Below are 13,354 nucleotides of genomic sequence, written 5' to 3' on the forward strand. Positions count from 1 at the left end.
ACGGTTATCTAGTTCACATTATAAAACAAATTTCGCACAGATGGAGAAAAAAACTGAAAAACCGACTATTTTTGTCGTTCAAACGTAACTCTCCATTTGTCTTTTTTGGTTTTTCCTTCGATTTTTGTTAAGCTGCACCGGCCAAAACCTCTGATTGACAGCATGTCCCCTTCCGCGACTATGTATGAAGGATCTTCAACCACCTTCCAGTTCACTTTCACAAGGCCGTTTTTCACAAGCGTCTGTGATTTCTGGCGGGATTGCCTGCTCATAGAGGCGCAGACGGCGTCAAGCCTTAAAGAAGAAACCGTGTCATCTCTTATTTCGACATCAACTGCTGGAATGTTAAGGTCTGACAAGTCAATTTTCTCTAGGCTGACCGCCGCTTTGCCTGCTTGGGTCAGCTGTGCAGCCACAAAATCAGCGGTATCGGCTGAGACAATCAATTGCACTGCTGTCTCAGAAAACACGATGTCACCGAATTTTTGCCGCTTTAATCCTATGCCCATTAATGCACCAAGCAGAGAACGATGATCTACTGAGACAAACTTGTCAGCATAACGGACGTTAAACGCCTGCAATTCAAAATCCGATTCTTCCGGAGTAATGTACTCTGGAAACAGAATCGCCCGTTTCCGCTCCGCTCTGTCATAGCCGCCGGAAAAGGCAAGCCCGACATCTGCCTGTCCCGTAACAGCAGAGAGGATGACCTGCTCTCGGGGGTCTAAAAAGTCGGTCAGCTTCATCCGGTACTGCTCCTGGACAATTCTTTTCCATTCGAGCGCCTGATCAATAAAGGCCCGCTCGTCTTTTCTGAAGTGCTGATATATATCGCTCATCGTCTTTCCCTTCTATGTAAAGAGGCTTGGCTGCTGCCAAGCCCCTATCAAACTGTCACATTAAAACGCAATCATGCGATAAAGCCCCCACAAGCCGGTTGTCGCAAACCGAAGCACAAGTATTGCTACGATTGGTGAAATATCCAGCATTGCAATCGGAGGGATGATTTTTCTGAATGGTTCGAGATATGGTTCACAAATCGAAGCTAAAAAACGTCCGACTGCTGTTTCCCTCGTACTCGGCACCCATGACATAAAAATATATATGATCAGGGCAAATGAGTATATTGTGATTAATAAGTTTAAAACCGAAAAAACTTGATAAAGGATCATCTCGCTTTACCACCTCTGATGTTCGTCTTCAGATATGAGCTCAGAAATTGTGCCTGATACATCTACGTTGTCAGGCGTGCAGAGGAAAATATCTGAGCCGATTCTTTGAATATCGCCGCCGATGGCATAAACGGTTCCGCTTAAAAAGTCAACAATCCGCTTCGCCTGGTCATGCTGTATCCGCTGAAGATTGACGACAACTGCCCGCCGGTTCTTCAAATGGTCGGCTATTTCCTGCGCCTCCGCATAAACGCGCGGCTCACTCAACACCACTTTAGAGGATTTCTGAACACTTTGCAAGCTCACTACATTCTGTTTGCCTGCAGGTTTATTCCCCGTATAAGCCGGCTTTTCTTTTTGCTCATGCTCCTCATGAGATTCCCGCTCTGTCTCAATATATTCATATTCGTATTCTTCATCTTCCATTGAGAAAAAGTTTTTCAGTTTATTTTTCATACTCATTGCTGTACACCCCCTGTTTCATTTCCGACTAACGATGAGCCGATTCTAATATAAGTAGCTCCTTCTTCAATTGCAATTTCAAAATCATTTGACATGCCCATCGACAGTTCAGTACACGGAGCGTTCGGCTGGTTCAGCTTCTGAACCTGGTCACGGAGTTCTCTCAGCGACCTGAAACAGCTTCTGATCTGATCTTGATCATCAGTCAGCGGAGCCATTGTCATCAGCCCGGCAACAAGGATATGTTCGAAACCGGAAAGCTCCTGTATGAATGGAATGACTTCTTCTTTTTTCATGCCGTGTTTAGAAGGCTCAAGAGAGGTATTGACCTGCACAAAGCATCGTACAGTACCTTCAGCCCGTTTTTCAATTTCTTTCGCTAATGAGAGCCGGTCTAGGGAATGGATATAGGAAACCGCATTGACGACAGATTTTGCTTTTCTTGATTGCAGACTGCCGATAAAATGCCATTCCGGATTCCCTTTCATCAATTCCTGTTTGCGGAGCAGTTCCGCATCCCGATTCTCTCCGAGGCAGGTGATGCCAGCATCTACTGCCTCCTGTGCTCTTTCAGGTGATACATATTTAGTGACTGCAATAACCGTAACTTCATCGGAGCTGCGGCCCGATCTGTTACATGCTTCGTTTATTCGTTCGTTTATATGTCGTAAATTATCAACAACACGCAAGATCTTTTATGCCTCCTTTATTCCGATAAAGGACATCATCCGTCCAGTTTTCCCCTGATCGCGGCGGTGAGAATAGAAAAGAGACGGCTCGCTTTCCGTGCATAAACCGCTGACAGAAATTTGTTCACTTGCCAAACCGCTGTCCATCAGTATAAGACGGTTCAGCTCTTTCAGATCAAGCTGATATTGTGCCTTTGCCGTCTGATTAACGGCAAGGTCTGCTGAAACCGGCAATGCGCGGACAGCATCCATGACGCGGTCGTCTACCGTATAGCATGCACCGCTGATAGACGGGCCAATAACAGCGTAAATATCTGAGGGATTTGAACCTTCCTTCTCAATCCATTGCTTCACCATTTCTCTGCCAATCTGTTTGACGGTGCCTTTCCACCCGGCATGGGCGACTCCGACAAGCGACTTAACCGGATCATAAAAGAAAAGAGGCACACAATCAGCAAAGCATAATGCTAAAAATACATTTTTTTCATTTGTATATAGCCCGTCCGTTGCTTTTAGAGCCGTGTGATACTCACGGGCGCCTTTTCCCCTATCCCTCTGCGTCACTTTCTGAACGCGATTATCATGTGTCTGATCAGCGAATACCCAAGACTGCAAATCAGTATTAAACATATCGGCAATATATTCACGATTTTTAACTACATCTGCATCTTTGTCATGAACGTGCAATCCTGTATTTAACGATTCAAAAGGCTTTTGGCTGACACCGCCGTTTTTTGTCGTAAATCCGGCAATGACTTTTTTGTTGTTTTGATTCGTTTGAACCCAGTCTTGTATCATGAGTGTCGAGGGTGTGGTAAGACTGAATGGGTGATATGTATTCATGATGATCCAACCTTTCGACAAACATTTAAAAAAGCGGAATTTCCCACTTATTTTACCACATCTTACTGCATTCGTTGAGCGCCGATTTGCATATTTCTAAATGAAATGTGCCGGAAGAATCGAGACTTCCGGCATTTGCCAATCTGCGGCAGACAAGCAGGTTTATGCATGTGGTTCACTTAATCGGACTAAGATTACATCTTCCCCGATTTTTACTATATTTCGCCATGGAATGACCAATTCCTCTTCTTTTCCAAAAAATCCGAGAACTTTCCCATTTCCTCCGAGTATGATCGCCTGAATTTTTCCAGTAGTCACATTGATATCAATATCACCAATACTCCCCAGCTTTTTTCCGTTTGAGACATTGACAACATCTTTTACCTGAAATTCTGAAATGCTGATCATTCCATCACGTCCTTTTTCCGTCCTTTTGTTCAAGTATATGAACGGGCAGGCTGAACCTTGTCAGCAAGAAGAAATTTTCATGTCATTGTTCTTTTTTCCGGCTGCACCAGCTGATGATAAAATCGAGTATAATTTTTGTATACTCTACTAGCTGCTCAATCGATACCTTCTCGTTCACAGAGTGTGCATTGTGCAGATCTCCAGGACCGTATATTACGCATGGAATACCGGCATCATACAGCCATCCGCCATCTGTAACTGATTGAGAAACGTCAATAATTGGACACTCCCGTTTCACTTTCTGATGAGAGGCAGTTAGCGCTAAGACGCCTGGGTGGCCAGGGTCAACTTCCAATGCCGGAAAAATTTCTCCTCTGTCTTCTATCATAGATGAGCCTCCCCACTTGAATACAGGGCGGTTTTCCCTAAGCCAAATATCACTGTCACTCAGCCGATTGACGTAATCCTCTATTTCCGCTGCCACTTGGTCATGGGTTTCATTCGGATAAAAATGGACTGTGATCCACAGCCGGCATTCGTCCGCTATAAAAGCCGCATGTCTGCCGCCTTCTATAACTGCCGGGTTAATCGTATTTGTGCCTGGTTTAAAACCGGGATAACTTTTCATAATAGACCAGTGGCGCTCAAGTTCACCGAGCCCCGCAATGATTTTTGCCATTTTTTCAATTGCGCTTGCTCCGAATGTTCCTCCGCCTGCGTGAATCATATTCCGTCTCGTTCCATCATGAAATGTTTGACTGCTTTTGATTTCGATCCAGCCTGTAATGACACCCCCTTGGCCTTGAATATGCATATCGCTCGTATCCGCGACAATTGCAAAATCAGCGTGGTAGCCCCTCTTGCAGCATTCAAGTGTGCCGGCCTCTCCAACTTCCTCCCCAATAACCGATTGCAGAATCAGATCACCTGGAAGCTCAATGCCGGCTTCACGAATTAATTTGACAGCAAACAGCACACAAGCCATTCCGCCCTTCATATCGGAAGCGCCTCGCCCGATTAAGAGACCGTTTTTTTCAATGGGATGAAACGGATCGTGCTTCCATTCTTCATCCTCTTTTACCTCTGCCACATCTACATGACCATTGATAATCAGGCTATAATAATCTGCTGAATCTGTTCCCTTTAGCTTGCCGACAACATTGGGATCTCCAGGGTACACATCCCATTTGTCGATCGAGAATCCCAATTCATTTAAAAATCCCGCAATCCATGACTGAATGCCCTCTGTATTTCTTGCAGGCGGAGCGGGTGTTTGATAAGAAATCAGTGTTTTAGCAAGCTGAATAAGCTCCTCCTTTTGTTCTTCCACTTTTTTTTGCAAAGAGTCTATTTGTTGATCCAATGTAAATCCGCTCCTATTCTTTAAAATCAAAAAAGCCGTTTCAAATGTGATGAAACGGCTTAATAAAAACAAACGAAGTCCGATGTACTCCGCTTTTCACCGCTTCCCTCCGCTGGCATGATCCAGATCAGGTCAAAAGGGTTGAGACAAAGTCTCTCTCAGCTTCGCAAAGCACCCCTAGGATGAATCTATATATGTTTGTCAGGCATTCGTTATCGGCTCAGCTCTTGTTAAAAACGGCCGATCCTGATTCCATAATACATGGATTGGCGTATCAAAAAAAGCGGAAAGTACTTGATCAGTAAGCATTTCCTTTATTTCTCCGGATCCAAAGACCTCTCCCTGTTTTAATAAAAGGGCTTTATCAAAGACAGGCAGAATTTCTTCAGCATGATGAGTCACATAAAGGATAGATGGTGCATTTTCTTTGTTTGCAATGTATGTAATCGTATCTAACAACTTTTCCCGGGCAATAAAATCCAGCCCTGTGACTGGTTCATCCAGTATCAGCAACTCCGGATCGGCCATTAGTGCTCTAGCAATCAACGCTCTTTGTTTTTCCCCTTGAGAAAGGGTTTCATAGCGGCGATCGGCATATTCAATTGCTCCCAAGTCCTCTAACAAACCAATCGCTTTTTCCCTGGTTTCCTTACTTGGCGTTTCATATAACCCAATCGAAGCGTAAGCTCCGCTCAAAGCAATTTCAAAGGCTGAATCTGCCGGATACAATTTTTGCTGAAGAGCTGCTGAGACGAGGCCAATTTTACGTCTGAGCTTTTCCCCAAGCTCTGTTTTGCCAAATTCATGGCCAAGCACCTGCATCTCGCCTGATGTTGGAAAATAATATGAGCAAAGCATATTTAACAGCGCTGTCTTCCCGGCGCCATTTAGGCCGTAAAGCACCCAATTTTCCTTTTCTTCCACCTTCCAATGAATATCTCTCAGTATCCATTTCCCATTCCGTTTTAGTGAGACATTGTCAAGCTGCAAAATCATCGTGGTCCTCCTCTTTATTGCCTTTTATAATTGTTTTAATTTTCATAAAACTTTGTACGAACTAGGATACCTTACTTTTTCCAAAACGTAAACCATCCGTAATCAATAGAAAAGCCTTTAAAACAACATCGTTTTAAAGGCTTTTCATTATTGATGAATATTTTTATTCATTTGTTTGATAGCCGCTTTTTCAAGTCTGGACACCTGCGCCTGAGAAATTCCGATTTCCTCGGCGACTTCCATTTGGGTTTTCCCTTGGAAGAATCGCTTTCTCAAAATCATTTTTTCCCTATCATTCAGCCTTCTCATGCCCTCTTTTAAAGCCAGCTCTTCAATCCATTGTGAATCTGTGTTACGCTCATCACTGATTTGGTCCATCACATAGATCGGGTCTCCGCCGTCGTTATAGATCGGTTCAAATAGAGAAACCGGATCCTGGATGGCATCAAGCGCAAATACAATTTCCTCATGCGGTACTTCAAGAACTTTTGCGATGTCTTCTGCAGTCGGCTCCTTGCTTGTCTCACTGATTAACCGCTCTCTTACCTGAAGCGCCTTGTAAGCGATGTCCCGGAGTGATCTTGAGACACGGATCGGGTTATTATCGCGTAAATACCTGCGGATCTCTCCGATAATCATAGGTACAGCGTATGTTGAAAACTTAACATTGTGGCTTAGGTCAAAATTATCAATGGATTTCATTAGTCCGATGCAGCCGACTTGAAATAAGTCATCAACATACTCCCCTCTGTTATTAAATCGTTGAATGACACTTAAGACAAGACGCAAGTTCCCGTTTACAAGCTTTTCTCTTGCTGAATCATCGCCTTCATCCTGCAGCTGCCTAAACAGCCTTCTCATCTCTTCATTCTTGAGTACTGGTAATTTGGAGGTATCCACCCCGCAGATTTCGACTTTATTTCTCGACACTTTTTTCCCTCCCTACAGGAGCTGCTGTACAACGTTAAGTATCTCCTTGGGTGGGAAAAATATGCACTGCACTCAGACCGAAAAACTGTCGAAATCAGGAAATCCCTGTAAAATCAAGGGGTTCTAACCATAAAATTTTTTACACCATTTTGTTGAACTCTTTTCTCAACCTTTTTATAATTCTTTTCTCAAGCCGCGAAATATAAGACTGAGAAATCCCCATCATATCCGCTACATCCTTTTGGGTTTTTTCTTCTTCACCGACAAGCCCAAACCGCAGCTCCATGATTTGCTTTTCTCTCTCATTAAGCTGTTCAAGCGCTTTTTTCAAAAGCTTTTTATCGACGTTAGCTTCTATGTCTTTAGTGATGATGTCATCGTCAGTGCCGAGCACATCAGAAAGCAAAAGCTCATTGCCGTCCCAATCAATATTAAGCGGTTCATCAAAGGAAACCTCTGAACGGATTTTGTTATTTCTTCTTAAATACATCAGGATTTCATTTTCTATACACCGGGAGGCATAGGTAGCAAGCTTGATTTTCTTTTCTGGATTGAATGTATTCACAGCTTTGATTAGACCGATGGTACCGATGCTGATTAAATCCTCTATATTAATTCCCGTATTTTCAAATTTACGGGCGATATATACGACCAGACGCAAATTGCGTTCAATTAGAATGGCGCGCGCCGCCTGATCGCCGTTTGGGAGCTTCATTAACAAAACCTGCTCCTCATCTTTAGATAATGGAGGCGGCAGGGCTTCACTCCCGCCTATGTAATAGACTTCATCACTTTTCAGCCCAAGTTTCATCAGCAGCTTATACCAGAGGTGCGTCAACCGTAATTTCAGTTTTTTCATCTTCCTCTCCCTTCTAAATGTCACGCCGTTTGAGTATGATAAGTAACGGACATTTGCGAACATTATGAAACGTGTTTGACAGCCTTGCCCGAAAGCATTTTCGGATGAATAATCGCGTCAAACTCTCCATCTGCCGACAGCTTTGTTGTGCTGATGCCGATTAAACATTTATCTGCAGAAATCATTTCTTCTTTTGTCATAATCGTTACGTGATCCGGTTTAACGCATAATAAAAATTGATTTTGCTGACCAACTCCCCTGTATGGAATCAATCTCATTTTATCTAAAAAGCGAAAGGAATCATCGAGCTGTTCGATGGCTTCCAATGGGTCTGTGTTTCGAATGATCATCGTTTCGGCTGTTCCGAAAATCGGCTCCAGTTTATCAATGTAAATGATCATTACCGGTGTTTTTGTAAGAGGATCGTACAGCTGATTACCGGAATCAATCAGGCCTCTGACATGAAGTGTTTGGCTGCCCAAATCTGCCTGCACGCTGACTCGTTCCTCATATTGAATGTTTTTTGTTTCAATATCTTCAATTCTTCTTTTAGAAAAAAACCATAATGCTGGAAAGCCACCAACAATAAACAACCAGCTGATCGGGTCTCCAAACCCTGTTTGATTGGTAATCATGACACCGTTTTGAACAATAGAATTTGACTGCAGCAAAGAATGGGCTCCGATAATTCCTCCCCCCATTAAAAAAGTGGCAAAATAAAAGGAAAACAAATTTTGAAAGAAAAACCGAAATCTTTTAAAGCCAAATGTCACCACCACAATCACAACTGAAAAAGCTAGCTTCCCAGCCGGATGTTCAACAATCGGCGAAAAAGGAGTAAACATCAAAAGGACAATACTGGAACCGATGAACGCTCCGCCTACCAGTCTTCTTTTTTTTACATGCCGTTTTAAAATAAATGCCGTGAGCAAAAGCAAAAGTGCATCAAAACAAAAGTTTAACAGCCAAATGACATCTAAATAGATTTTCACATCTGACTCCTTTCTTTCTTGCCTCACGCTGTTCCCCTTCTTGCTTCATAAGTATAAAGCAAGCTCTGTGGGAAAGTCTGTCAATTAATGTTGAGAGGAAAATACAATTTTTCAGGGAAATCTGCTTAATTTGTCGAGGAAGTGTAATGAGAGGATATATAAAAAAGCTGCCAATGACGGCAGCTTTTTTCCACTTAATTTTCTGTGTTGATATTAAGTTTTCCATTCGCAGTTTTTCTAGTTTCATTTCCATAATCATCTCGTACGATCACTTCTACTTTTGCTCCTTTTGCTTTAATAGAAGAAGTGGCTGTCCAATAGCCTTCATATCTCCCCGGAGAGATTTCTCTTAACGGGAGTTCGGTGGCGTTTTGCACACTCGCTCTTGCATTCGTCAGCGGCATACGAATGATAAACGTTGCATCCAAATCCTCAGCGCTTGAGAAAGCGATTTTCACAGATTCACCGACTTTTAAGTTTTTATCCTCTCCCGGAATTAAGCCGGAAATGACAGGCTTGTCAAAGTTCACATCAATGACTGTCTTTTTCGTCGTTTTGTTGCCTGCCAAGTCTGTAGCAATCACCTTGATTTCATTTCTTCCATTTTCCAAAAGAATACGGGCTGAGTATGAACCATCAGCTACTGTTGCTTTTTTGCCATTCACCTTGACGTCTTTCAGATTGTCATCGGATACAGCCCCTTTGACAGTCAGCGTTTCTTTATTTGTTTTCCCGCCATCCTTTGGATTGTCCAGCGTTAACTCAGGCTTTTCTTGATCAAGCGTGACCGTGATTGGGCTGGAGGCATCTGTTGTTCCGTTGTCAGTTGATGCAGTTGCCGTCAGCTCATTTTCACCCTTGTTGAGTGTGATGCCTGCATGGAACGTGCCATCCGCAGCGGCTTTCGTTTCTCCTGCCTCTTTCTCTCCATTATAAATGTGTACCGTTGTACCAGGAGAAGCTTTTCCTTTTACAGTGACGCTATCCTTATTTGTGTATGATTTGTCTGTCGGTGAAGTAATCTCAGGTACAGCAGCTTCGTAATCAACTAATGCGCGAATCATATAGTTGCCGTCTGCTTTGTCACCCGGCTCCCATTGTCCACCTATATACTGCCAGTTGCGGCCGGAATTCTTGCCGGTTTCATCCATTGCCAGTCCAGGTGAATACGGGTCAGGTTTCGACTGGATATATACGAGATAAAAGTCTTTATCGACCATAATCCCTTTTGAACTGAGATCTACCTTAGTCCACTCGCCATTGCGAAGAGCTTCAGCGTTAAATGGCCCGGCAATTTTCTTGCCCGGTGCTCCGTCTTTTCCTGTGGCATCGTATACCTCAACCTTAAACTCTGTGCCGCCCGGATCTGGGAACTCTGTATCCCAGAATCTAAACAGCCCTCCTGTAAGCATGCCTTTGTCCTTGCCGTCAGCGAGCGTCATTTTTACCGCCCATCCGTTACCGGCAGCAAAATAGGAATTGGCATTCTCCGCTGTTCCGTCATCATATGCAATTTCACCCGGATAACCGACGAAAGGCTTCAATGCAGTTTCTTTTGTAACATCACCTTTTAACTCAACGGAAAATTCATCACTGTAATAACCCGGTGCAGCGACTTTAATCGTATAAGCGCCTTCATAGGCCTCCAGCGTATATTCACCTTTGTCGTTTGTCATAGCCGGTTCCACCGCAGCATCCTCTACAACATAAACGGAAGCGCCTGTTACCGGCTCTCCTGTCGTTTTATTGATGACCGTGCCTTTTAATGTGCCCTTCTTCATCTCTTCTAACGTAAAATTAGCTTGTGTCGTCTGATCCGTCTTTAAAGATACTTTTTGTGTTTTCGACTGATAACCATATGCTTCTGCCATAAGCGTATAGTCTCCCGCTTTGTGCTTCAGCGTGTACTGCCCTGTGGATTGATCTGAATATGTTGATTTTCCTGTTTCCACTACACTGACTTGTGCCCTGAGCGGCAAAACTTGAGGCTGTATAGCCTTGTTCTGATGTTTTACCGCTGTGTTTGCAGATGGCTTAGCCTTTTTCGGATTTACTGGCTTTTTCTTTTGCTTTCCAGACGGCTTTTCGACGCCCAGCTTATTCTTTTTGACTGTTTTTCCGGCTGATTTGTCAGAAAGCACTACATCATCAATATACCAGCCCTCTTTTGCAATGCTTTCATCAGATTGAAGGTTAAACATCACTTGAATGTTTTGGCCTTTATAAGCCGATAAATCAATTTCTTCGTCCGTCCAGCTTGATGTCTTTCCGTTATAGACACCAGCCTGCTCCCAATTCTTTTCACCTTCCGGAAGAACAAAAACGTAGCCGTAATCAAAATCATCCTCTAAATTGTGCCAGCTTTTAAATTGAAGGAACAGACTTCCTGAATCAGGTGCTTTAACAGGAGGCATAACAAGGTTCATGTTTGCTGAGTTGGCATAATTTCCTGTCAAATTCGTTCCATATACTTTTTCTCCAGATGCTGCTGTATTTGGGCCAGTTGACGGAACTCCCCATTCCCAGTTATTATTTGTTCCGCTCGCAACCCAGCCGCCGGGTGCAGTTTCAAAGTCCTGCTTATATCCCGCCGTGATGCTTGGTTTCACTGTTACATCGTATACGTCAGACGAAACGACATGACCGCCAAAATCGTGAATCATCCACTTATAGCTTAGTTTAGTTCCTTTTATATCTGGGATCTCTGCCTGATACGTTCCTTTTAGATGATCACCGCTGATTCGTTTAGCCGTTATTTCTGTCCATTCACCTTGATCAAGCTTGTAGGACAGCTTTACAGATGTCACACTCACATTGTCTTCAGCTGTCAAAGTCAATGGCAGGCTGCCACCTTCATAAGCTTCAGTTACTTTCTCATGCTGATAGACAGGAGGCTCTTGGTCATCCCCCTCTACAGAAACTTGTCCTTCCGCTTTCCCTAAACCATCTGTAACAGCGGATACAGCATCAAAAGCATTCACCAGACCATGGCCATATCCGTTATTCGGTGAATCAGGAAATGTTGAATCCGTGAGCGGTTCAGCCGTGCTGGTTAATATATCCTCCATCTCATCAACAGAAAGTGAGGCATTCGCCTGTTTTAGCAGTGCAGCAACAGCGGATACATGCGGCCCTGCCATTGATGTGCCGTCCCATCCATCCTCATATGTCTGACCGGGAACGGATGAACGAATATTTACGCCCGGTGCAGATATTTCCGGCTTTGTTTCATCATATGGAGATGGCCCTTGAAGAGAAAAGTCAGCGAGCTTTTTATTGATATCAGTCGCTCCAGTTGCAAACGATTCTGGATAGTTTGCCGGATTTGCGATAGAACCAGGCCCGCCGGGAATAAAGAGATCCGTATTCCCCGCTGAAAACTCTGGGAAAATATCGGCCGCACGCCAGGCATTGACCATGTCTCTGTACCATTCATCAAGTCCAGAGCCCCCTCCCCATGAGTTATTGACAACATCAGGAGCCATTTCCGGGTGGGGATTTCCTTCCGCGTCCTTTGGTGCTAAAACCCATTCACCAGCTTCCAAAATGTCAGCATCAGTGCCGCCATCTTCAGAGAACGCTTTAACAGCAATCCATTTTGCGCCAGGCGCTACACCGATTTGATTTGTTCCATCAGGTTCAGAGCCCACCATCGTGCCTGTCACATGGGTTCCATGAGCCAAATCATCATAAGGGCTTGCCTCGCCTGCTACGGCATCATACCAGTTCATTTCATTTTCAGGCTCATTAGGATTTTCCGGATTATACCCGCGATATTTCTCTTTTAATGCCGGATGATTCCATTCCACACCGGTATCAATGGACGCAACAACCGTGCCAGTTCCATCATATCCAAGTGCCCAAGCTTTTGGGGCATCGATTTGGTCTACATTCCATTCCACACCGTCAGTTGCTTTAATAGCTTTCTGTGCTTTTTTCATATTAAATGGGGAGGATGACTTAAAAAGCTGCCGTTTCTCATTAGGAAGCACCTTCTCCACTTCGGGAAACTGCGCCACTTTTTCCATAACCTCTTTTGAGGCATGAACAGCAATCCCGTTCACCACATAATAAGAATGAATTTGGTCTGCATTTCCTTTATCTTTCTGGGTGTTCAAGTATTTTAGGACATCTTGCTGGGATTCATCGGCTGTGACTTTTAAAGATGACACAACAGCAGAACGCTTTTGATATTCCGTCTTAGCAGCAGACAGCTTCTTCGATTTCGCTTTTTTAACAGCCGCTTTTGCCGCTTTTTCTGTGTTAGCCTGATCTTTAAATTTAATCAGAAAAGTCGTTTTTTCTTTCTTTTTAAAGCTTTTCTTTAATGAACTCGAAATCTTGTTTTGAATGGATTCCGCAGATTGAAGCTCCTTTTTAACAGAAGGTGAGGTGACTTTACTGCTTGCCCCGGCTGCTCCCGGAAACAGCAGTGAACTGATGACAACTGTACTTAAAACAGAGCTGATGAGTCTGTTTTTCGTTTTTTTCTTCATTTTCATCCCCCTTTTTCAACATGCTTTTTAAAAAAAGTGTCGTCCCTCCTTTTAATAATGAATGGTTTGTCAGAACATCGCTGTATATTAACTGTAGACAATCTGAATTACAGATATTGTCGTTTCATGTCATTCAATTTCCAT

12 protein-coding genes and 1 riboswitch are annotated in these 13,354 nt (G+C 43.6%); all 12 genes read right to left on the reverse strand.

The features are described 5' to 3' along the window. Positions 1-65: 65 nt before the first annotated feature. The 12 genes from MKY10_RS13360 to MKY10_RS13415 all read right to left on the reverse strand — a co-directional run bounded on the left by MKY10_RS13360 (position 66) and on the right by MKY10_RS13415 (position 13,210). Complete coding sequence (locus MKY10_RS13360; protein WP_003232140.1) at positions 66-839, reverse strand: RNA-binding protein; 774 nt, start codon at positions 837-839, stop codon at positions 66-68. A gap of 60 nt (positions 840-899) precedes the next feature. Further along, positions 900-1,172, reverse strand: a complete 273-nt coding sequence (locus MKY10_RS13365) for a YggT family protein (RefSeq protein ID WP_014479736.1) — start codon at positions 1,170-1,172, stop codon at positions 900-902. Positions 1,173-1,178: 6 nt separating this feature from the next. Continuing rightward, a complete protein-coding gene (sepF, locus tag MKY10_RS13370) occupies positions 1,179-1,634 on the reverse strand; it encodes a cell division protein SepF (protein WP_014476753.1) in 456 nt (151 codons plus the stop codon). After that, complete coding sequence (locus MKY10_RS13375; protein WP_014479734.1) at positions 1,631-2,323, reverse strand: YggS family pyridoxal phosphate-dependent enzyme; 693 nt, start codon at positions 2,321-2,323, stop codon at positions 1,631-1,633. Before MKY10_RS13375 ends, sepF begins: the two co-directional genes overlap by 4 nt. Positions 2,324-2,329: 6 nt before the next feature. Further along, positions 2,330-3,166: a peptidoglycan editing factor PgeF gene (pgeF, locus tag MKY10_RS13380; RefSeq protein ID WP_029726505.1), complete on the reverse strand. Its 837-nt coding sequence runs from the start codon at positions 3,164-3,166 to the stop codon at positions 2,330-2,332. Positions 3,167-3,328: 162 nt separating this feature from the next. After that, complete coding sequence (locus tag MKY10_RS13385; RefSeq protein ID WP_003232153.1) at positions 3,329-3,574, reverse strand: YlmC/YmxH family sporulation protein; 246 nt, start codon at positions 3,572-3,574, stop codon at positions 3,329-3,331. A gap of 82 nt (positions 3,575-3,656) precedes the next feature. Then, positions 3,657-4,937: an N-formyl-4-amino-5-aminomethyl-2-methylpyrimidine deformylase gene (ylmB, locus tag MKY10_RS13390; protein WP_033883357.1), complete on the reverse strand. Its 1,281-nt coding sequence runs from the start codon at positions 4,935-4,937 to the stop codon at positions 3,657-3,659. An 87-nt stretch (positions 4,938-5,024) separates the two neighbouring features. Further along, positions 5,025-5,126, reverse strand: a riboswitch (TPP riboswitch). A 12-nt stretch (positions 5,127-5,138) separates the two neighbouring features. Then, positions 5,139-5,933 carry an ABC transporter ATP-binding protein gene (locus tag MKY10_RS13395; protein ID WP_014479731.1) on the reverse strand — a complete coding sequence of 265 codons (795 nt, stop codon included), beginning with the start codon at positions 5,931-5,933 and terminating at the stop codon, positions 5,139-5,141. A 147-nt stretch (positions 5,934-6,080) separates the two neighbouring features. Beyond that, the gene (sigG, locus tag MKY10_RS13400; RefSeq protein WP_029726508.1) at positions 6,081-6,863 is read right to left on the reverse strand and encodes an RNA polymerase sporulation sigma factor SigG; all 783 of its coding nucleotides are present in this window, start codon (positions 6,861-6,863) and stop codon (positions 6,081-6,083) included. Between the two features lie 139 nt (positions 6,864-7,002). After that, entirely contained in the window at positions 7,003-7,722 is a 720-nt protein-coding gene (gene sigE, locus MKY10_RS13405; RefSeq protein WP_003221446.1) for an RNA polymerase sporulation sigma factor SigE, read from the reverse strand. A gap of 62 nt (positions 7,723-7,784) precedes the next feature. After that, positions 7,785-8,714, reverse strand: a complete 930-nt coding sequence (spoIIGA, locus tag MKY10_RS13410) for a sigma-E processing peptidase SpoIIGA (RefSeq protein WP_003232163.1) — start codon at positions 8,712-8,714, stop codon at positions 7,785-7,787. Between the two features lie 194 nt (positions 8,715-8,908). Continuing rightward, on the reverse strand, positions 8,909-13,210 hold the full coding sequence (locus tag MKY10_RS13415) for a bacillopeptidase F (RefSeq protein ID WP_029726509.1): 4,302 nt from the start codon (positions 13,208-13,210) through the stop codon (positions 8,909-8,911). Between the last annotated feature and the right edge of the window lie 144 nt (positions 13,211-13,354).

The sequence above is a fragment of the Bacillus sp. FSL P4-0290 genome, assembly GCF_037975435.1.
GTDB lineage: Bacteria > Bacillota > Bacilli > Bacillales > Bacillaceae > Bacillus > Bacillus subtilis.

Coding starts and splice junctions, on each gene's coding strand:
- MKY10_RS13360 (WP_003232140.1), bottom strand. CDS start 839: ATGAGCGATATATATCAGCACTTCAGAAAAGACGAGCGGGCCTTTATT.
- MKY10_RS13365 (WP_014479736.1), bottom strand. CDS start 1,172: ATGATCCTTTATCAAGTTTTTTCGGTTTTAAACTTATTAATCACAATA.
- sepF (WP_014476753.1), bottom strand. CDS start 1,634: ATGAGTATGAAAAATAAACTGAAAAACTTTTTCTCAATGGAAGATGAA.
- pgeF (WP_029726505.1), bottom strand. CDS start 3,166: ATGAATACATATCACCCATTCAGTCTTACCACACCCTCGACACTCATG.
- MKY10_RS13385 (WP_003232153.1), bottom strand. CDS start 3,574: ATGATCAGCATTTCAGAATTTCAGGTAAAAGATGTTGTCAATGTCTCA.
- MKY10_RS13395 (WP_014479731.1), bottom strand. CDS start 5,933: ATGATTTTGCAGCTTGACAATGTCTCACTAAAACGGAATGGGAAATGG.
- sigE (WP_003221446.1), bottom strand. CDS start 7,722: ATGAAAAAACTGAAATTACGGTTGACGCACCTCTGGTATAAGCTGCTG.
- MKY10_RS13415 (WP_029726509.1), bottom strand. CDS start 13,210: ATGAAGAAAAAAACGAAAAACAGACTCATCAGCTCTGTTTTAAGTACA.